This window comes from Microcoleus sp. BM001215392 (assembly GCF_036700185.1).
GTDB lineage: Bacteria > Cyanobacteriota > Cyanobacteriia > Cyanobacteriales > Microcoleaceae > Microcoleus.
Window position 1 is genome coordinate 1 of the sequence record NZ_JAUBOJ010000048.1, and the last position, 17,198, is coordinate 17,198.

25 protein-coding genes and 3 pseudogenes are annotated in these 17,198 nt (G+C 45.3%); 9 read left to right on the forward strand and 19 right to left on the reverse strand.

Going from position 1 to position 17,198, the window contains the following annotated elements:
* Window positions 1-60 precede the first annotated feature (60 nt).
* The 12 genes from rplX to rplC all read right to left on the reverse strand — a co-directional run bounded on the left by rplX (window position 61) and on the right by rplC (window position 6,647).
* A complete protein-coding gene (gene rplX, locus QT974_RS08060) occupies window positions 61-423 on the reverse strand; it encodes a 50S ribosomal protein L24 (RefSeq protein WP_265233163.1) in 363 nt (120 codons plus the stop codon).
* A gap of 1 nt (window position 424) precedes the next feature.
* Complete coding sequence (gene rplN, locus QT974_RS08065; protein WP_193973611.1) at window positions 425-793, reverse strand: 50S ribosomal protein L14; 369 nt, start codon at window positions 791-793, stop codon at window positions 425-427.
* Between the two features lie 115 nt (window positions 794-908).
* Window positions 909-1,157 (reverse strand): 30S ribosomal protein S17, encoded by a 249-nt coding sequence (gene rpsQ / locus QT974_RS08070; protein ID WP_333467995.1) that lies wholly within the window; start codon window positions 1,155-1,157, stop codon window positions 909-911.
* A gap of 72 nt (window positions 1,158-1,229) precedes the next feature.
* Complete coding sequence (rpmC, locus tag QT974_RS08075; protein WP_293133890.1) at window positions 1,230-1,472, reverse strand: 50S ribosomal protein L29; 243 nt, start codon at window positions 1,470-1,472, stop codon at window positions 1,230-1,232.
* Between the two features lie 154 nt (window positions 1,473-1,626).
* Window positions 1,627-2,046, reverse strand: coding sequence for a 50S ribosomal protein L16 (rplP, locus tag QT974_RS08080; protein WP_333467996.1), 420 nt, complete (start codon window positions 2,044-2,046; stop codon window positions 1,627-1,629).
* 99 nt (window positions 2,047-2,145) lie between these two features.
* Window positions 2,146-2,874, reverse strand: a complete 729-nt coding sequence (gene rpsC / locus QT974_RS08085; protein WP_333467997.1) for a 30S ribosomal protein S3 — start codon at window positions 2,872-2,874, stop codon at window positions 2,146-2,148.
* Window positions 2,875-3,094: 220 nt separating this feature from the next.
* Entirely contained in the window at window positions 3,095-3,454 is a 360-nt protein-coding gene (gene rplV, locus QT974_RS08090) for a 50S ribosomal protein L22 (RefSeq protein ID WP_333265394.1), read from the reverse strand.
* A 97-nt stretch (window positions 3,455-3,551) separates the two neighbouring features.
* Entirely contained in the window at window positions 3,552-3,833 is a 282-nt protein-coding gene (rpsS, locus tag QT974_RS08095) for a 30S ribosomal protein S19 (RefSeq protein ID WP_041623488.1), read from the reverse strand.
* A gap of 87 nt (window positions 3,834-3,920) precedes the next feature.
* Window positions 3,921-4,784, reverse strand: coding sequence for a 50S ribosomal protein L2 (rplB, locus tag QT974_RS08100; protein WP_333467998.1), 864 nt, complete (start codon window positions 4,782-4,784; stop codon window positions 3,921-3,923).
* 156 nt (window positions 4,785-4,940) lie between these two features.
* Window positions 4,941-5,249 carry a 50S ribosomal protein L23 gene (locus QT974_RS08105; RefSeq protein WP_333467999.1) on the reverse strand — a complete coding sequence of 103 codons (309 nt, stop codon included), beginning with the start codon at window positions 5,247-5,249 and terminating at the stop codon, window positions 4,941-4,943.
* Window positions 5,242-5,874, reverse strand: coding sequence for a 50S ribosomal protein L4 (rplD, locus tag QT974_RS08110; RefSeq protein ID WP_333468000.1), 633 nt, complete (start codon window positions 5,872-5,874; stop codon window positions 5,242-5,244). Before rplD ends, QT974_RS08105 begins: the two co-directional genes overlap by 8 nt.
* 137 nt (window positions 5,875-6,011) lie before the next feature.
* Entirely contained in the window at window positions 6,012-6,647 is a 636-nt protein-coding gene (gene rplC / locus QT974_RS08115) for a 50S ribosomal protein L3 (protein WP_333468001.1), read from the reverse strand.
* 431 nt (window positions 6,648-7,078) lie between these two features.
* Here rplC and QT974_RS08120 point away from each other — a divergent pair, with 431 nt between their 5' ends.
* The 5 genes and pseudogenes from QT974_RS08120 (at window position 7,079) to QT974_RS08140 (ending at window position 10,136) form a co-directional block, all read left to right on the forward strand.
* Window positions 7,079-7,555: an NAD(P)H-quinone oxidoreductase subunit N gene (locus tag QT974_RS08120; protein WP_333468002.1), complete on the forward strand. Its 477-nt coding sequence runs from the start codon at window positions 7,079-7,081 to the stop codon at window positions 7,553-7,555.
* A 119-nt stretch (window positions 7,556-7,674) separates the two neighbouring features.
* Window positions 7,675-8,115: pseudogene (locus tag QT974_RS08125) on the forward strand (VWA domain-containing protein); the annotation flags it as partial.
* A gap of 54 nt (window positions 8,116-8,169) precedes the next feature.
* A complete protein-coding gene (locus tag QT974_RS08130) occupies window positions 8,170-9,273 on the forward strand; it encodes an RNA-guided endonuclease InsQ/TnpB family protein (protein WP_333468003.1) in 1,104 nt (367 codons plus the stop codon).
* Window positions 9,274-9,371: 98 nt separating this feature from the next.
* Window positions 9,372-9,554: pseudogene (locus tag QT974_RS08135) on the forward strand (hypothetical protein); the annotation flags it as partial.
* Window positions 9,555-9,629: 75 nt separating this feature from the next.
* Entirely contained in the window at window positions 9,630-10,136 is a 507-nt protein-coding gene (locus QT974_RS08140) for a salt stress protein, Slr1339 family (RefSeq protein WP_333468004.1), read from the forward strand.
* A gap of 248 nt (window positions 10,137-10,384) precedes the next feature.
* Here the strand turns inward: QT974_RS08140 and QT974_RS08145 are convergent, their stop codons facing one another.
* The 6 genes from QT974_RS08145 to QT974_RS08170 all read right to left on the reverse strand — a co-directional run bounded on the left by QT974_RS08145 (window position 10,385) and on the right by QT974_RS08170 (window position 13,741).
* Entirely contained in the window at window positions 10,385-10,966 is a 582-nt protein-coding gene (locus tag QT974_RS08145; protein WP_333468005.1) for a deoxycytidylate deaminase, read from the reverse strand.
* A gap of 37 nt (window positions 10,967-11,003) precedes the next feature.
* Window positions 11,004-11,438: a dUTP diphosphatase gene (dut, locus tag QT974_RS08150; protein WP_333468006.1), complete on the reverse strand. Its 435-nt coding sequence runs from the start codon at window positions 11,436-11,438 to the stop codon at window positions 11,004-11,006.
* Between the two features lie 53 nt (window positions 11,439-11,491).
* A complete protein-coding gene (gene thyX, locus QT974_RS08155; protein WP_333468007.1) occupies window positions 11,492-12,214 on the reverse strand; it encodes an FAD-dependent thymidylate synthase in 723 nt (240 codons plus the stop codon).
* A 136-nt stretch (window positions 12,215-12,350) separates the two neighbouring features.
* Entirely contained in the window at window positions 12,351-12,680 is a 330-nt protein-coding gene (locus QT974_RS08160) for a hypothetical protein (RefSeq protein WP_333468008.1), read from the reverse strand.
* 95 nt (window positions 12,681-12,775) lie between these two features.
* Window positions 12,776-13,066 carry a hypothetical protein gene (locus QT974_RS08165; RefSeq protein ID WP_333468009.1) on the reverse strand — a complete coding sequence of 97 codons (291 nt, stop codon included), beginning with the start codon at window positions 13,064-13,066 and terminating at the stop codon, window positions 12,776-12,778.
* A gap of 51 nt (window positions 13,067-13,117) precedes the next feature.
* On the reverse strand, window positions 13,118-13,741 hold the full coding sequence (locus tag QT974_RS08170) for a Uma2 family endonuclease (protein ID WP_333468010.1): 624 nt from the start codon (window positions 13,739-13,741) through the stop codon (window positions 13,118-13,120).
* Window positions 13,742-13,933: 192 nt separating this feature from the next.
* On the opposite strand from QT974_RS08170, the pseudogene QT974_RS08175 reads away from it, so the two are divergent.
* The 4 genes and pseudogenes from QT974_RS08175 (at window position 13,934) to QT974_RS08190 (ending at window position 16,541) form a co-directional block, all read left to right on the forward strand.
* Window positions 13,934-14,531 (forward strand): annotated as a pseudogene (locus QT974_RS08175) (HD domain-containing protein).
* 51 nt (window positions 14,532-14,582) lie between these two features.
* Window positions 14,583-15,737, forward strand: a complete 1,155-nt coding sequence (locus tag QT974_RS08180) for an ABC transporter ATP-binding protein (protein ID WP_333468011.1) — start codon at window positions 14,583-14,585, stop codon at window positions 15,735-15,737.
* A gap of 232 nt (window positions 15,738-15,969) precedes the next feature.
* Complete coding sequence (locus QT974_RS08185; protein ID WP_333468012.1) at window positions 15,970-16,137, forward strand: hypothetical protein; 168 nt, start codon at window positions 15,970-15,972, stop codon at window positions 16,135-16,137.
* The gene (locus tag QT974_RS08190; protein WP_333468013.1) at window positions 16,134-16,541 is read left to right on the forward strand and encodes a hypothetical protein; all 408 of its coding nucleotides are present in this window, start codon (window positions 16,134-16,136) and stop codon (window positions 16,539-16,541) included. The genes QT974_RS08185 and QT974_RS08190 overlap by 4 nt, the downstream gene beginning before the upstream one ends.
* Before the next feature lie 62 nt (window positions 16,542-16,603).
* On the opposite strand, the gene QT974_RS08195 is transcribed toward QT974_RS08190, so the two are convergent.
* Entirely contained in the window at window positions 16,604-16,834 is a 231-nt protein-coding gene (locus QT974_RS08195; protein WP_333265420.1) for a DUF4327 family protein, read from the reverse strand.
* Window positions 16,835-17,198 lie beyond the last annotated feature (364 nt).

The window sequence follows — 17,198 nt, forward strand, 5'->3', positions numbered from 1 at the left end:
ATAACCAATAACCAATAACCAATAACCAATAACCAATAACCAATAACCAATAACTGATGACTAATTATCGAGAATTTCTCCGGTTTTTTTGAGTTGTCGCAGTTTGCGGCCGTCTTCACTAAATGTATAGCAGACGCGGCTGGCGATTTTCTCTTTTTCGGAATAGTGCATGACATTTGAGCTGTGAATGGGAGCCTCAAAGGTGACGATTTTTCCGGATTCCCCTTCTTGTTGGGGTTTGACGTGCTTGGTTCGGATATTTACGCCTTTAACAATTACTTTGCTGACTTTAGGATATGTCTTTAAGATTTCTCCGACTTTTCCTTTCTCTTTGCCAGTAATTATTTGCACGGTGTCGCCTGCTTTGACGTGCATTCTGTAGCGCTGCGGTTCGCTAGTTGGTTTACCCTTTTTTCCGTACATTTTAAAGTACCTCTGGGGCTAAGGAAACAATTTTAGTAAAGTTTTTGTCGCGCAGTTCGCGGGCGACTGGGCCGAAAACGCGAGTGCCTTTGGGGTTGCCTTCGGGATTGATAATCACGGCGGCGTTGTCGTCAAAACGAATGCTCATGCCGCTGTCGCGACGCAAGGCTTTGCGGGTTCTGACAATGACGGCTCTGACGACATCGGATTTTTTGACTGCCATATTGGGGATGGCGTCTTTGACGACGGCAATGATGACATCGCCGACTCCGCCGTAGCGGCGGTTGCCGCCTCCCAATACGCGGATGCACATGAGCTTGCGGGCTCCGCTATTGTCGGCGACATTGAGGTATGTCTGGGGTTGAATCATGGTGATTGGGGAAAAGGTAATTTGATGCTTGCTAACTGCTCGCTTGCTAATTGCTAATAAATGGCCGATCGATCGAGAAAGCCGATCGCACTTTCGAGCAATTAGAAGTTAACTGCTAGCCATTTTTTGCACCGAAAATCTCAGCAACCGTCCAGCGTTTGGTTTTGCTCAGGGGGCGAGTTTCAGTGATGCGGACGCGATCGCCCGATTTGCACTTATTTTCTTCGTCGTGAGCTTTGTAGCGCTTGGTGCGGACTACGATTTTGCCGTATTTGGTGTGGGAGGAGCGGTTTTCGATCGCTACCACGACGGTTTTGTTCATTTTGTCGCTGACTACTACGCCAACTCGTTCTTTAACTGCCATACCTACCTATTGTTGTTGTGCAATTGAGTTTTTTTGAACTACTGTGCGAACCTCGGCTCGGGAGCTGCTAGACTACTCGCTGACTGCGGTAGGAGCAGACTTGAGGGCTGCTTCCGCAGCGATTTGGCGTTCGCGTTCAACTGTCATTAATTGAGCCAGCCGGTGTTTGGCGTGCTTGAACAGGTGAGGCTTTTCCATGCGGCCGGTAGCTTGCTGAAGTCGCAAGTCCATTAGTTGGCGCTTGACGGCTAAAATTTGCTCTGCTACTGCTGCATCGCTTAATTCTCTAGCTTCTTTAATCTTGGTCAGAGACATAATTGTGTGCTTTATCGTGAGCGGTCTAGTGAAGACAGAATTCTTTCTGATGCTGAAGACCGAAGGAAAGAAAAGTTGTATGTGCCAGATTTTAAATTGCTGTAGCCGTTTAAATTTCTGACGAATCCAGACCTAATTCTACCTTCGATCGCCACTATGACGGGCTTTCTTCGCGGCTGATGAACTTGGTTTTAATCGGTAATTTGAAAGATGCCAAACGCATTGCTTCGCGGGCAATTTCTTCACTCACGCCACCAATTTCAAACATGATCCGACCGGGTTTGACGACGGCCACCCAAAACTCCGGTGCGCCTTTACCAGAACCCATCCGGGTTTCTGCTGCGCGCTGGGTGACTGGTTTGTCGGGAAAAATGCGAATCCAGATTTTGCCGCCCCGGCGGATATAGCGGGTCATGGCGCGCCGTCCGGCTTCTATTTGGCGGGAAGTAATCCAGGCTGGTTCGACGGCTTGGAGGGCAAAGTCGCCAAAGCTAACTGAGCTGCCGCGGGTGGAAATACCGCTCATTCGCCCGCGCTGTTGTTTGCGGAATTTGGTTCTTTTAGGGCTTAACATGACTGGGGAATTCAGTAATTGGTAATCGGTATAGCGGACAGCACGAACTTTCTCGCCCGGGATCTGTCAAGCGGTCAACTGTCAACTGTCAATTGACTGTTAGCCTTCGTTCGATCGATCTTCAAAGTTCTGACGGCGGCGCTTTTGTTTGGTGCGGGGCACGGCTGCATTTGGTGCAGCTTCTGGTTCCTGTCCGGGAATAATTTCGCCTTTGAAAACCCAAACTTTAATGCCCAGAATACCGTAGATGGTTTGAGCGGTGCAGTAGGAATAGTCGATGTCGGCCCGCAGGGTGTGCAAGGGGACTCTGCCTTCGCGCGTCCATTCGGTACGGGCGATTTCTGCGCCGTTGAGGCGTCCGCTGACTTGAATTTTGATGCCTTGAATGCCGACTTTTTGGGCGCGGGTAATTGCTTGGCGAACTACTCGGCGGAAGGATACGCGCCGTTCTAATTGCTGGGCAATATATTCTGCGATCAGAGTGGCATCGGCGTCTACGCGCTGAACTTCAACGACGTTGATGCGAATTTGGCGGTTGTTGCCGAGTTGCTGCTGCAAACCGACGCGCAAAGTTTCGATACCTGCTCCGCCGCGGCCTACGACCACGCCTGGTCTGGCGGTGAATACTTCTAGGTCGATTTGATCGGCTTTGCGCTCAATTCTGACCGAGGAAATGCCAGCATTGCTGAGGGTTTTGCGGACGTACTTGCGAATTTTGAAGTCTTCTTGCAAGAGTTCTGGATAGTTTTTCGGGTCAGCAAACCAGCGAGAGCGGTGCTCTTGGGTAATGCCGAGACGAAAACCAATTGGATGTATTTTTTGGCCCATAAAAGTTGAGGAGTTAATTGGTAATTGGGAAAAAGGTAATTGGTAATTGGTAATTGATAGTTACCTGTTTTTTCAACTTTAAGCTGTCTGTACCTCTTACCAAATATCAAGGGTGTAAAGCCCCTGCCCGAAGTCGGTGGATTGTTTGAGCGGCTAGGTTTAAATCCCGCTCTTAAAAACCTCGCTGTCAACTGTCAACTGTCAACTGTCAACTGTTTTTTTAGTCTTCTGCGATCGGAGCAACTATTACGGTAATGTGGCAAGTTGGCTTGCGGATTTGGTAGGCGCGACCTTGAGCGCGGGGTCTAAAGCGTTTGAGGACTGGGCCTTGGTCTGCGTAAGCTTGAGAAACTACGAGCTTGGCTTTGTCTAATCCTGCGTTGTGTTCGGCGTTTGCTACTGCCGATCGCAAAACTTTGACAATTGGTTCGCAGGCGCGGTAGGGCATGAATTCGAGTAAAATCAGCGCTTCTTGGTAGCTTTTGCCGCGAATTTGATCGAGGACTCGGCGCACTTTGAAGGGCGATGTCCGGATGTAACGGGCGATCGCCTTAATTTCGGTTGTGGTATCTATAGCCATTTCGATTTGGGTAATTGGTAAATGGTAATTGGGTTCAAGGTAATTGGTAATTGGTAAAAAGTTTTTCCGATTACCTATTACCTGTCACCTAATTAGGCTATCTTTTTGCCTTTTTATCACCACTTTTCGCGTGACCTCTAAAGGTGCGAGTGGGGGAGAATTCTCCGAGTTTGTGACCTACCATTTGGTCTGTCAGGTAGACGGGAACGTGCTGTCTGCCGTTGTGAACTGCGATCGTGTGACCTACCATTTGAGGCAGGATTGTGGAAGAGCGCGACCAAGTTTTAATTACTTGTTTTTGGCCTGCGGCGTTGAGTTTTTCAATCTTTGTCATCAGGTGGTCTGCGACAAACGGGCCTTTTTTTAACGATCGAGACATGGTTTTGGTAATTGGGAATTGGGCATCGGGAATTGGGAATTGGGGATTGGTAATTTGTTACTTACCCATTACCCATTACCCATTAAACTAACTTTGTCTGCCGCCCTTGCCACGCTTGGAAGATTTGCGACGGCGCCGGACGATTAAAGCGTCGCTGCGCTTGTTTTTGCTTCGAGTTTTGGCACCCAATGCTGGTTTGCCCCAAGGAGTCATAGGCCCCGGACGCCCGATGGGCGCTCTGCCTTCGCCACCGCCGTGTGGGTGGTCTACCGGGTTCATTACACTACCGCGAACGGTTGGTCTGCGACCTTTCCAGCGGGTACGGCCTGCTTTACCAAGGCTGATGTTTCTGGCGTCTGTGTTGCCAACTTGACCGATCGTAGCGTAGCAGTCGGCGCGGACTTTGCGCTGTTCGCCGGATGGCAGTTTGAGGGTGACGTAGCTACCTTCTTTTGCCATTAGCTGAGCGCTGGAGCCTGCGGAACGGACGATTTGTCCGCCTTTTCCAGGTACTAGCTCGACGTTGTGGATGCTGGTACCGAGGGGAATGTTCTTCAGGGGGAGAGCGTTGCCGATTTCGATCGGCGCGTCTGGGCCTGAGACAATTACTGTACCGATGTTTAAGTTGAGTGGGTGCAGGATGTACCGTTTTTCGCCGTCTTTGTAGAACAAAAGGGCGATGCGGGCGTTGCGGTTGGGGTCATATTCGATCGCCTTGACGGTAGCAGGAATGCTGTGTTTGTCGCGGCGGAAGTCGATCGTTCTATAAAGCCGTTTGTGACCGCCTCCCCGGTGGCGACAGGTAATGACGCCTCGGTTGTTGCGGCCTTGTTTGGTGTGCTTGTTGCTAGTTAGAGACTTTTCAGGCTCTGACTTGGTAATTTCAGCAAAGTCCGAGACTGTTTGTTCCCGGGTGCTGGAGGTATAAGGTCGGTAAGAACGGATGCCCATAATCGCTTTTAGATTTTAGATTTTAGACTTGGGATTTTGGACTTTGCAGTTTTGGATTTTAGATTTGGGATTATCAGTTAACTTGTCAGTTTCCTGGAGGGGAATTTGCACCAGCTAACCGCAATCTAAAATCTAAAATCTAAAATCCAAGATTGGCTAAACTTCTGGGAATAGGAGTTTGCGGATGGAGTCTCCGTCTAACAAAGTGACGGTTGCTCGCTTGTAACAAGGTTTAAAACCGACGAATTTACCAACTCGACGCTTTTTGCGCGGCGGGTTTTGGGTGTTGACAGCGGTGACTTTAACCTTAAATAGCTCTTCGATTGCAGCTTTGATTTGAGGCTTGGTCGCTTTTGGTGCTACGTCAAATGTGAATTGATTTAATTCCATCATTCGAGTCGCTTTCTCGGTGAGAATCGGACGCTGGATCAAATCTGCGTAGTCGCGCTTTTCGATTTTACTCACCGTAAATCTCCTGAATTTTAGCTATGGCTGTAGATGTGACAATAATTTTGTCAGCCGCGAGAACGTCGTAAACATTCAGGGAAGTTGCCAAGATGACGTTGACTAATTCGATGTTGCGTCCTGACAAGTAGACGTTGAGTTGCGGTTCTGGCAAGATTAACAGAACTTTTTTATTGGAGTCGATACCCCAACGGGCGATCGCACTCAGCAAATCTTTGCTTTTCGGTCTCGGAAATTGCTCTGCAAATTCTTCAACCACAATCATGTCATCGGTACGACTGAAGAATGCTGTCCGCAAAGCGAGACGGCGTTCCTTTTTGTTCATTTTGACTTCAAAGTCTCTCGGTTTCGGCCCAAAGATGACGCCGCCACCCCGCCATAGCGGAGAACGGATCGAACCTGCTCTGGCTCGGCCGGTGCCTTTTTGACGCCAGGGTTTGCGACCGCCGCCTCTAACTTCCGATCGAGTTTTGGTGCAAGCATTCCCTTGACGGGCGTTTGCTAATTGCCGTCTCAGGGCTCTGTGAACGACGTGAGACGCATTTTCTTCTTTGGCTACGCGAAGCTCTAAAGTTGTTTCCCCAACTTCTTCGCCTTGCCAATTTCGCACTACACAGTTAACCATTTCTTTTGTCCTTTGTCTGTTGTTAGTTGTTCGTTGTTATTTGTTGATTGTTATTTGTTGATTGTTATTTGTTGATTGTTAGTTGTTAGTTGTTGCCAATAACAAATAACCAATAACAAATAACCAATAACCAATAACTACCACCCAACTTTTTTCTCAGGTACAACATTGACTAAGGCGCCAGCTTTGCCGGGAACTGCTCCCTTAATTAGCAACAAATTCTGCTCTGTATCCACCCGAACAATTGTCAGTTTGCGGACGGTTACTTGAACGTTGCCCATGCGTCCGGCCATTCTTTTACCGGGATAGACGCGGCCGGGTGTGGTTCCAGGCCCGATCGATCCAGGTTCGCGGTGATTCTTAGAACCGTGAGACATGGGGCCTCGTTTGAAGTTGTGGCGCTTTTGAAAGCCTGCAAAACCTTTACCGATGCTGGTACCGATGACATCTACTATTTGTCCCGGTGCAAAAGTATCTGCTTTTAGTTGTTGGCCTAATTCAAAGGAACTGGTATCTTCCAAGCGGTATTCCTGCAAGTGGCGCAATGGATTCGCCCCCGACTTGGCAAGGTGTCCCAATTCTGGCTTGTTGAGAGCCTTTGGTTTGACTTCGTTGTATCCAATCTGAATGGCACCGTAGCCATCAGTTTGTTTAGTTTTGATTTGAGTTACTGTACAAGGCCCTGCTTGTATGACGGTGACGGGGATTGCTCTCCCTTCGGCGTCAAACACTTGAGTCATGCCTAGTTTAGTGCCAAGAATGCCTACAGACACGGATTTTTTTCCTTTTATTTACGCAAGAGGTTTCGGATTGCGAAATTTACGTCAATCCGCTTGCTCTTGTGCAGAAACATTTATTTCACTGTTCCTGCAATTAACTGTTATCAACCAACAGCCTTCCTCGGTGTTTAAAATTTGAGTTTTAAATTTGGGAGCGAGCTTGTGGAAGTCTTGCAAGGTTTGAGATGCGAGGCTTTTTGCCTGACTTATCTCCGATTTTTTTTCGGTCTTGCTTGTTTGCGCCAGGACTTGAATAGCAAGCCACTCAGTATCCTTTACGGCGACGATTCACAATAGTACATGAAGTGCTTGCCGTTTGTCAAGGCCGCTCTTGATAACTTTTCGGCTCAGCTTAAGGATTTATAATGTTTCAAGCTCGCCCTGGTGCGATCGACCTTCTTTAAAACCACAGGCTAGACAAATTTATGGGACTGATTACAACTGGTGCGGATCTGATTCGGGATTTGGAAAAGTCGGGGTCCCTGGCCCTGTACGTTCCTTTAGAAGGAGGATTTGAGGGCCGTTACCTGCGCAGGCTGCGGGCTGCGGGCTACGGTGCTTACACGATCACCGCCCGGGGTTTGGGCGATTTGGCGATGTATTTGACCGCAGTTCACGGGGTGCGGCCGCCGCATTTGGGCAAGAAAACTACTGGTAACGAAGGGGCTGTGGGTTATACGTACTACGTCCCGCCGATGTTGCAAACTCAATTAGATAATTTGCCGCCGAAATCAAAAGGACTGGTACTTTGGATTATTGAAGGGCAGGTTTTGTCTAGTCAGGAAGTTGAGTATTTGACTGTTTTGCCGACGTTAGAACCGCGAGTTAAAATAGCAGTAGAGATGGGTGGCGATCGAGCTTTTAGCTGGAAGCCACTTAAAAATGCTTTAGTTGCAGCTTAAATTCGGGTATTTGCGATCGCAAATCAACTAAAAAACACAGCGAGCAACCAAAGCTCAACAGCTTCTGCTCGCTGGTTTTGCTCTATTTTGGAAAAACTTAATTAACCGGAAAAAATCTTATGCTTCAGAACCGCGATTATACAATCATCATTGACAAAAGTGGCAGTATGTACACCAAAGACCAGATGGGCGGAAAAAGTCGGTGGGCGCTGATGCAAGAATCGACGATCGCATTAGCGAATAAATGCGAAGAACTTGACCCAGATGGTATTACAGTTTATTTGTTTTCCGGTCGCTTCAAGCGCTACGAAAATGTAACATCAGCTAAAGTCGTGCAAATTTTCCTAGAAAACGAACCTTCCGGGACTACGAATTTAGCTGCGGTGCTGCTAGACGCCCTGAACAATTATTTTCAGCGCAAAGCCTCCGGTAAGACCAAGCAAAATGGGGAAACCATATTAGTGGTGACGGACGGAGAACCGGACGATCGCAAAGAAGTGATGAAAACGATTATAGAGGCTTCGCGGAAGCTCGATCGAGATGAAGAGTCGGACTTAAGTACCAAATAGTTTGCTAAACTTATCCACAGTTAATTACCGAGACGAGGTTTAACCATGTTTGCCGTCAAACGAGCGCTCAAACTAAATAATAGGGAAGCGACATTGATGGCAAAACACGCAGGATTCCGACGTGTAGTATTTAACTTTGGGTTAAGTTTGCGGACTCAAATGTATGGGGAAAGGCAGTTTACAGACTCAAAGGTGATTAACGAAATTAAAAAAGTTCTCACTAATTACGTCAAAAAGCAGCCTGAATTCGCTTGGATGAACCAATTATCTTCTCGTGTTTACCAAAACGCTTTGATTGACTTGAAAGATGCTTTTAGCCGATATCGTTCTGGTTCTTCAGGTCATCCAAAATTCGCCAGTCGTCGAGACGGTCAATCTTTTACGGTTGATTCATCTAACGGCAAAGTTCTGTTAAGCGCTGGCAACACTATTAGGATTCCTACTCTGGGAACTTTTCGGCTTTACGAAGCCCTAGATTGTAGTTTTATTTCTCAAACTTTCACGATTTCAAAAGAAGGGAATCCCTGGTTTGTTTCTTTTGGGGTTGATGCAGAGCGTCTCCCGGTTCAGCAGTCTGAAAGTTCTGTGGGAATCGATGTTGGTATCAAGTCATTTGCCACTCTGTCAAAAGGGCAGTTTTTTGATGCACCGAAGCCGTTAAGAGCCAGTGCGAAAACCAAGCTTGCTACTTTACAGCGCCAAGCATCAAAGCAGGTAAAAGGCTCTCGAAATCAGCGTAAAACTTACAATAAGATTAGCCAGCTCCATGGAAAAATAGCTCGGATTCGCCTCGACTTTCTTCACAAGTTGACAACTTATTTGGCGAAAACTTTTAAGCTAATTAAGATTGAAAATTTGAACGTCAAAGGAATGATGGCAAATCACAAGTTAGCTGGGGCAATATCTGACCTTGGGTTTTATGAATTCAAACGTCAACTCGACTATAAATGTCAAATGTATGGAGCTAACTTGGTATTGGTAGACCAGTGGTTTCCTAGTACCAAAACTTGCTCAAATTGTGGCATCAAAAAAGATATGCCACTAAGCATACGGACTTTTGACTGTCCTGTTTGTGGCAGATCTTTGGATCGCGATTGGAACGCCAGCATTAACATTTTAAATTGGGAACCCTCGGCTGGAGGGGGATAGCCTACTTATCTTGGGATAGCCGACTACCCAACAGCGTAGGAAGTAAACTCGTAATTGTATCTAAAGATGGCTTTAGATAGGTTTAGGTAAGTTTTGCAAAGCAGCTAGCGATTTATTTCATTCAAGCAGGGAATGCCCCGGAAGCTACTAAGTTTCTCAAGATATTGGACGACGAACTGCAAAGCGCTGGGGCTAAATTCGATATCGTTGATACTGTGACGATGGATGATATTGAAGGCATGACTCTGACGGAAGTATTGCTGAATGCAATCACAGATTGAGGTGAGGAAGCGGGTAATGTTAGCGCGATTATATGCCAGTTGGCCCAGCAGCATTTTTTTAGTGGGGTTTAAGTTATGGAATCGATCGATCGCCTGTTAGCTGAACTTAAGGCAGAGTATCAAGCATCTCAAAAACAAGCTGAGTTAAAAAGTCAGCCTCCGATGCCAGCCCAACCGCCTTTGCAACCATCAGCACTGCGGTCAAATCAAACAGTTAAAACATCAGATCAAAACTTGTATGCTAGTGCTTTAGATAGCGATTTAGCTCAAATTAAGGCTGAGTACGAAGCACAAAATAAACCTCAGGAAGTGGCTGCACTAGCACCGCTTCAGTCTCTGCACGAAGCACAAAATAAAGCTCAGGAAGTGGCTGCACTAGCACCGCAATTATCAGAAAAGATTGTGCTGTCTGAGTTAGACGTACAAACGCACAGACAGAAGGTTAGGCAAGCTCAAGTCTGGCTGAAAAATTTGGATAAAAATTCGGATGAGAGATATTGGTTCGATCAGTTTGCTTTTAAGTATTCTTCGAGGATAGATGCGGCGATCGACTATTTGCAAGCTGTGAATGAGTTTGATTGAATGTTAACAGTTAACTGTTAACTGTTGACGGTTAACTGTTGACTGTTGTTCTGGAAACGCAAACTCGATCTGTAGGGTGCGCACTGCGCACCGGTGCGCATTGCGCACCCTACATATATAAGTACCGGTGCGCATTGCGCACCGGTACTTATATAAGTAACTTACTCTGATTACCCCGATAGATAGTGCAACAATTGCTCGCAAGGGCGTAATTCCTGAGAGTAGAGAGTTCCCTCGACAAGCCAAACCTATAAAGTGCGGACAATACCTATTAAACCATCTTTGGGTACAGAAGTAGGACTCAACAAAAACAAAGCCGCGTTTTTTGCCGTCTCCTCTGATAGCTGAATTTGTTTTAACTCAACAATACCTTCACTGATAAAAGTATCTCTCAAAGCAGCTTTTTCGCCGCTGTTAAAAGTCGTTTCATAAAATATTTCCCGAATCCCAGCCGCAATCACTAATTTCAAACAATAGATGCAGGGTTCTAAGGTGACGTAAATACTGGCCCCAGCAGTAGATATGCCGTGTTTTGCGGCTTTGGCGATCGCATTTGCTTCAGCATGAACCGCCCGCGACGGCAAAGTTTTGCTAGCATCGCAACTGCTCAAACCCGGATAGCAGAAGCCCTGAGCCGTACAGTGCACCGAACCTGAGGGCGAACCGTTGTAACCCGTAGCTAAAACTTGCCTGTTTTTAGTGATTACCGCGCCCACGGGAAAAGCCAGACAAGTCGATCGAGTTGCGGCCAGTTTTGCCAACATTAAAAAGTATTCGTCCCAATTTGGTCGGTGAGGGGGTTCGTAGTTGTCTGGTGTGGTATTTTCCATTTAAAATCTAGAATTAGAACTGTATTGAGACAAGAAATTACTGTGAGATTCCAGTTGAACCAAATCCATTATCTCCCCTAGAGCTGGAACTTAGCATTTTCACTTCTTCAATTTCAACGCGAATTACGGGCGCGATTACCATTTGAGCAATTTTCATGCCTTTTGTGACTTGAAAGGAAGTTTGGCCGTGATTGATTAAGATTACTCCTATTTCGCCTCGATAGCCTTCATCAATTGTTCCCGGTGTATTGAGTACAGTGATTTTGTGCTTGAGAGCTAAACCACTTCTGGGACGAATTTGCGCCTCTGTTTTTGGTGGTAATTCTATGGATATACCTGTATGAATTAAGGTGCTTTCTGCGGGTTTTATTTCTAATTCATCTAGAGAAAACAAGTCCATTCCCGCATCAGTATCGTGGGCGTATTTCGGAATTATGGCTGATTCATGTAGTTGCAGGATTTTTAATTTCATTGTGTTTGGTATTTTTGAGTGAAGTCTTTGATTGCGAGCGATCGGACATCATATTAAGGTGCTAGCCTTGCTTTCCCCAGACGAGTAATTGTGTACCACTTGGCAATGTCTGGTGCCCAATTTTCAAAATGAGGCCACATCATTTCGCAGAGTTTTTGAATTTCAATTTGAGCATTTTTCTTGTTTCTTAAATCGCAAAAATGCAGGAAAGACCTTAAATTGAAACTGACTACAAAATGCTGGCGGTAGTCAAAGGGTAATTTACCTCGGGCGTGTTCCTCGGACATTCCGCCGTCGAAGTCAATTTTATAACGTTTAGCCGCTTCTAGACACCATTCTAAATCTTGTTGTCTTTGTTCCGGGGAATAGTAGTATTTTTTGCCTTCGCGATCGGTATAATAATCTACTGGGCGCAGGTAAAAAATATCTTCTATATCTTTTTTGCCGGTTGCTGCATCCAAAAATTGATTTCCTGTATAACGCAAGGATTGTACATCGAATGAGACTCCAACACGATGAGTCCTTGCCTGCTGCATGACGCTGTGGGGAAAGTAGCCGCAATTAAAGATAATTTGGGGATGTTCTAGGGGGCCGTAATGCCCCCGATCGCCCGCGAGGAGTCTTTTGACGATTATTTCGCCGCATTCTGACTCTGACGGCCAGGAATCGCGCTCGTCAAATACGAAATTCTCAGTATAGTCTTGATGGAGGGCAGCATAAATTACTTGCTGGGGATTTGGTGTTTGAGAAATAACTTCTACTCGGAATCTATCCATAATATTTTTATTTTTGAAGGTCGTTATAGTTAGAAACTTGAACATTGTATATTATTTCATAAGATGGCATTATTAGCAAGTTTTTCAAGCTAATATTTTGTTGACAGCTCCGCTCAAACCTAAGTCATAGTCATGATTATTTTTCATCCAAAAATGAATCGAGAGCTTTTTGCTTCCACTCTGGAATCTGTATTTCATTTGCATCAAGGTACTTTATAAGTGCAGTGTGTGAGGCTTTTAGAATTTTTCTTGAAACTTCCTCAATTAAGTTGAATTTATCATCAATATATGTCTTTGATATAACCAACGAGTCAAAAAATGGACGCTCCTTTCCGGACAAAAGTATACTTTTATTTTGTACAATGTATGAAGATGTATATGTTCCTCCGTGATGAACTAACAAATTACGATCCCTGAGTAAATCGCCATATATCTGCATCTCATCCTTAAAAACTGGAGAAATCAAAATCAATGCTCTATAAAGCGCATTGATTTTTTGTGCAGTTCCAAAGTCATATTTCTCTGCAACTAGAAAACCTATATTGCAAGATAGAGCCTCACCTAGTTCAAATGCTTTAGCTGGGTCAATATTAATATCCTGCCCATTTTTGACAAGTTTTTAAGCAGTGATGGTTCTATGTTGATGATTGAGGCAAAGTGGTCTTTGCAAAATGCTTCAAAGTAGGCTACAAGTCCGATCGCACACAACTCATTTAGTTGACTGCCACCGCGTTTATCTGATTGCGTCAGATAAAGTTTCTCTAGTCCATCAAGGGTGTAAGAGAAGAAAAAAGGGGCAGTTGGAACTCCACCAGAAAATAGATCTAGCCAATCATATGAATTTTTTTTCACACACATACCTTTTATTACTTTTTTTGATAATTATTTTCACACATTTATTTCTCAAGCTAACAATTCATTAACAGCGATGCTAAAACCTGTAAGTACCTTTTGAGTGTTAACAACTTCATCTGCATTAAACAACAGCCAGCGTTCCCCACCATTCACAAAGATTAATCTGGCTTCAGGAAATAGCAGCCAAACTTCTAAACATCCCGATTCTAAATATTCTTGGGCTTTCGCAAATAACTCTTCGCCGCTATCTTCAGGAGAAGCTACTTCTGCTATCAAGGGGAAACTTTGGGATAATGCTGTAAAATTGCCCGATGGTGGCAAGAGTTCAGGAGTGATGTATGCGACATCTGGCCGGCGGCACTGTTTGCCAGTATGACAAAGAACTCCTATAACTACTTCTCCTCCCTGTTTGCTGGAATTTTGGTAATTCCTCCAGGATGTAGATAATTTAGATTGAGCCAGACTGTGCTTGAATGTCATTCCTGTTTTCTCCACTAAGTTGCCGTCAACCCACTCCATTCTATTAGGCGGTTTGACTAAGAACTCTTCGAGAGATATGATTTTTTGTGCTTCAGATTCTGGCTGAATTTTTGCTATGTTTTCTGATTTTGGCTGGGATTCTGGCTCTAGTTTTAGGTCTGTAGTTTTAGGTGGAATTATAGTAGCTGTCACAGGCTCAACCTCTGTTTGATGATTTTAAGTTTACACGCGATCGCTCTCGATCGCATTTGATGACATGATTGAATTTGGCAGAGCAAGTTGATATCAGCTATCGATCGAAGACAATTTTGGTGTTGTCAATTTTTATCTGTTCAACTTGGCACTACAATTTATATATCATAGCAATTCAGAAAGGTGACTTTCATGATACTATCAAACCGTTTTTCTGAAGCCATCATCTATGCCGCTCAATTGCACGCAACTCAAGTCCGCAAGGGCTCTGGTGTTCCCTATATTGCTCATTTGTTGGGTACTGCTAGTATAGCTTTGGAATACGGGGCAAATGAAGATGAGGCGTAAGCGTTGCCCTCGAAGAGGATCGCAGCCCTACTTCACTCCGGCGATCGAAGATCGAGGCGGCCCCACCACCCGCGAAGCCATCCGCCGCCGCTTTGGGGATACCGTCACAGCGATTGTAGACGGCTGTACCGACAGCGACGCGACGCCGAAACCCCCTTGGCGCCAGCGAAAAGCAGCCTACATCGCTCATATTCTCACAGCTTCTGGCTCAGTCAGATTAGTCTCGGCTGCTGATAAGCTTTATAATGTTCGATCGATCCTGAAAGATTATCCTCAATTAGGCGATCGCGTTTGGGAACGCTTCAAAGGCAAAAAAGATGGTACTCTCTGGTATTACCACTCTTTAGTAGAAGCATTCCGCCAAGCTGAATCTACACCAATCGTTGAAGAATTAGCCCGCACAGTTTTAGAATTAAACCAGCTTTCCACAGACAAAATGTAAAAGCGACGAACAAATAACTAATAACTAATTACCACTAACTAATAACTAATAATGGCAAATCTTCGCTTAGAAAATATTACCCGACGCTACCAAAATGTCACCGCGATCGAAAACATCAGTTTCAAAATCCCGGATGGCGAATTTTGGGTATTAGTCGGGCCTTCCGGCTGCGGAAAATCTACAATTATGCGAACAATTGCAGGTTTGGAAACCGCAACTTCTGGCAATATTTATATTGGAGATAATTTAGTTAATGATATTCCGGCGAGACAGCGCGATGTCGCAATGGTGTTTCAAAATTACGCGCTTTATCCGCACATGACTGTCGCCGAAAATTTGGGTTTTGGATTGCGGATGCGGAATGTCGATTCAACAAAAATTCAAGCACGAGTTGAAACTGTAGCCCGATCGCTCTCGATCGACCATCTCCTCAACCGCAAGCCCAAACAGCTATCAGGCGGACAACAGCAGCGGGTAGCGCTCGGAAGGGCGATCGCCCGCGAACCGAAAGTATTCCTCTTAGACGAGCCGCTTTCTAACCTCGATGCTCAACTGCGAGACGACACTAGAGCCGAACTGAAACAATTACATCAACGGCTGGGAATTACCACAGTTTATGTCACCCACGACCAAGTGGAAGCGATGACTTTAGCTGATAAGATTGTAGTCTTAAATGGCGGGAAAATTCAGCAAATTGGAGACCCGCAAAGCATTTACGCCAAACCTGCTAACCGGATGGTTGCCACATTTTTAGGCAATCCGGCGATGAACATTTTACCTGCAATTTATGCTAACGAATCTTTTCAAGTGGGAAATCAATTTTTAGCTTGTCCGCCCTCGATTCAAAAAAGATTGCAAGCCAGAGAAGGACAAGGATTTGATTTGGGAATTCGCCCAGAAAATATAGAAATGTTTGCGCCACAAACAGCAGCAGAGGATGATTTCAACAGGGATGTTTGGGCGTTAGAAAAAGTTCCTCTCGATGTAGAGGTAAAAGTAGTGGAACCTCTGGGACGAGAAACTTTAATTCGGGCGAGTTTGCCTGGGTTGAGCGCTGAAACTACGGTACAGTTGCAAGTACCTGCGAGTGTTCGCTGGCGATCCTCTTCGAGAGCAACGCTTACGGGCGATCGGCTGACGGTACAGCTTGACTTCGATCGGCTATTTATCTTTGATCCATCCACCGGCGAGGCGCTGTATCCGTAAACTGGATTAAATCTCAAAGGTCAAATAGATATGATTTATGCACTTGCGACCTCAGAAACCCGGTTTCTACGAATATTTCTGGTTTCTCGTCGCAAATTTTGCTCACAAACCGGGTTTCTCGCCCCCGTTTTCTGCGATCGGAGTCCGTAACTGCCCCATCCACAGGCGAGGTCTCGCTCTTTGTCACAAAACTTTACACTTGACGTTTCCTAATTTACGGAGTAATGATACAATGAGTGTATTGAAAAAAAAATTCATCCTCCCAAAGGCATATTTTTGGGAAAGGGCGATCGCAACCAACAACTTCGCACCTGCGCTCGAAAAGCGGCAAGCCTGCGGCATAGGGAGTAATACCCCAGCAAAAACTCCGAAAAACGTTCTAGCGGCATTTCTTAGATGAATCCCGACAACCTGCCTCAAATGCTGCAAACAGGATTTCACCTAACTTTAGGTGCAACTTCCTTTTTGCTTGAGACATTGCAAGATGCTCAAAAGCGAGAAGAAAATCTGGATAAACTCAGACAGCCAGATTTAGGCCCACTCGCGGATGAGTTGCTCGAAAAAGGAGAAATGACCGATCGAGAAGCTCGGAATTTTGTCGATACTATTTTCTCAGGGCTTCTCGATCGGGAGAATGCACGCAGTGAGTCCGGATCGCCAAAGCAATGGGATACAGCAAGTGACACACCTCCCGACTCGGTTGTACAGACTGATATAAAGCTAGAGATTCAAGAATTAACTGCACATATGGCAGCGCTGAGATTGGAGTTAGAAAATTTGCGCGCTGAAAATTCCGATGATTAAAGAATCAAGTATCTTTAACAAAGCCAGAGTTTAGTTGGAAACTTATTGAAGAGAACCAAGCTTTAGTCGTTGTCCCAGTTTTCTGTACCGATCAGGTCGGCGATGCGATCGCGCAGCAAGAAGTCGCATTTTTCGAGTTCTCCTTCGACGCAAGCCCATTCTCGGGGCGGGATGAACTGACAAAGCGTGTAGATAGGCTGTTGCCGGCTCAGTACGCCTTCGTGCACGAGGTGGCGTGCTTCATCTTGGATGACATCTAAAGAGTATTGGATTTTGATAGTTGACTGAATCATAATGCGCCCTCAAGGTTTTACTTAAAAAAATTTATGGCCCTGTTAATAATATAATCCAAACTTCCGAATATGTTTGTTATTTTTTTTTCTGTATCTTGTTATACATTTTTCCATAAAGTTAAAAAAAAGTTATAGGAAATATGAGTAAGCGATCGGATCTTTATGCTGTAGTTGGATGTGGAGAAGCGGTATATATCCCAGGATAACAGACCCATCTGCTGAAAAGTTATATCTAGCAATTGAGCAGGGCTAGATTCCCGGTTTTATGATAGAGGCTTTGCCTTTGGCGGCAAAGTTTCTGGCGACAAACCGGGTCAATCAATTTAACTCCTGACACAACCAAGAAAAGATTCAGGACTGGGCT

What these genes read in the sequence shown, in the direction of transcription:
- dut (WP_333468006.1), bottom strand. Translation starts at nt 11,438, where the DNA reads ATGAAATTAAAAATCCTGCAACTACATGAATCAGCCATAATTCCGAAA.
- rplD (WP_333468000.1), bottom strand. Translation starts at nt 5,874, where the DNA reads ATGGTTAACTGTGTAGTGCGAAATTGGCAAGGCGAAGAAGTTGGGGAA.
- rplV (WP_333265394.1), bottom strand. Translation starts at nt 3,454, where the DNA reads ATGGCTATAGATACCACAACCGAAATTAAGGCGATCGCCCGTTACATC.
- QT974_RS08195 (WP_333265420.1), bottom strand. Translation starts at nt 16,834, where the DNA reads ATGATTCAGTCAACTATCAAAATCCAATACTCTTTAGATGTCATCCAA.
- QT974_RS08185 (WP_333468012.1), top strand. Translation starts at nt 15,970, where the DNA reads ATGAGTGTATTGAAAAAAAAATTCATCCTCCCAAAGGCATATTTTTGG.
- rplX (WP_265233163.1), bottom strand. Translation starts at nt 423, where the DNA reads ATGTACGGAAAAAAGGGTAAACCAACTAGCGAACCGCAGCGCTACAGA.
- rplP (WP_333467996.1), bottom strand. Translation starts at nt 2,046, where the DNA reads ATGTTAAGCCCTAAAAGAACCAAATTCCGCAAACAACAGCGCGGGCGA.
- QT974_RS08190 (WP_333468013.1), top strand. Translation starts at nt 16,134, where the DNA reads ATGAATCCCGACAACCTGCCTCAAATGCTGCAAACAGGATTTCACCTA.
- rplN (WP_193973611.1), bottom strand. Translation starts at nt 793, where the DNA reads ATGATTCAACCCCAGACATACCTCAATGTCGCCGACAATAGCGGAGCC.
- rpsQ (WP_333467995.1), bottom strand. Translation starts at nt 1,157, where the DNA reads ATGGCAGTTAAAGAACGAGTTGGCGTAGTAGTCAGCGACAAAATGAAC.
- QT974_RS08140 (WP_333468004.1), top strand. Translation starts at nt 9,630, where the DNA reads ATGGAATCGATCGATCGCCTGTTAGCTGAACTTAAGGCAGAGTATCAA.
- rpmC (WP_293133890.1), bottom strand. Translation starts at nt 1,472, where the DNA reads ATGTCTCTGACCAAGATTAAAGAAGCTAGAGAATTAAGCGATGCAGCA.
- rplB (WP_333467998.1), bottom strand. Translation starts at nt 4,784, where the DNA reads ATGGGCATCCGTTCTTACCGACCTTATACCTCCAGCACCCGGGAACAA.
- thyX (WP_333468007.1), bottom strand. Translation starts at nt 12,214, where the DNA reads ATGGATAGATTCCGAGTAGAAGTTATTTCTCAAACACCAAATCCCCAG.
- rpsC (WP_333467997.1), bottom strand. Translation starts at nt 2,874, where the DNA reads ATGGGCCAAAAAATACATCCAATTGGTTTTCGTCTCGGCATTACCCAA.
- QT974_RS08130 (WP_333468003.1), top strand. Translation starts at nt 8,170, where the DNA reads ATGTTTGCCGTCAAACGAGCGCTCAAACTAAATAATAGGGAAGCGACA.
- QT974_RS08120 (WP_333468002.1), top strand. Translation starts at nt 7,079, where the DNA reads ATGGGACTGATTACAACTGGTGCGGATCTGATTCGGGATTTGGAAAAG.
- rpsS (WP_041623488.1), bottom strand. Translation starts at nt 3,833, where the DNA reads ATGTCTCGATCGTTAAAAAAAGGCCCGTTTGTCGCAGACCACCTGATG.
- QT974_RS08145 (WP_333468005.1), bottom strand. Translation starts at nt 10,966, where the DNA reads ATGGAAAATACCACACCAGACAACTACGAACCCCCTCACCGACCAAAT.
- QT974_RS08180 (WP_333468011.1), top strand. Translation starts at nt 14,583, where the DNA reads ATGGCAAATCTTCGCTTAGAAAATATTACCCGACGCTACCAAAATGTC.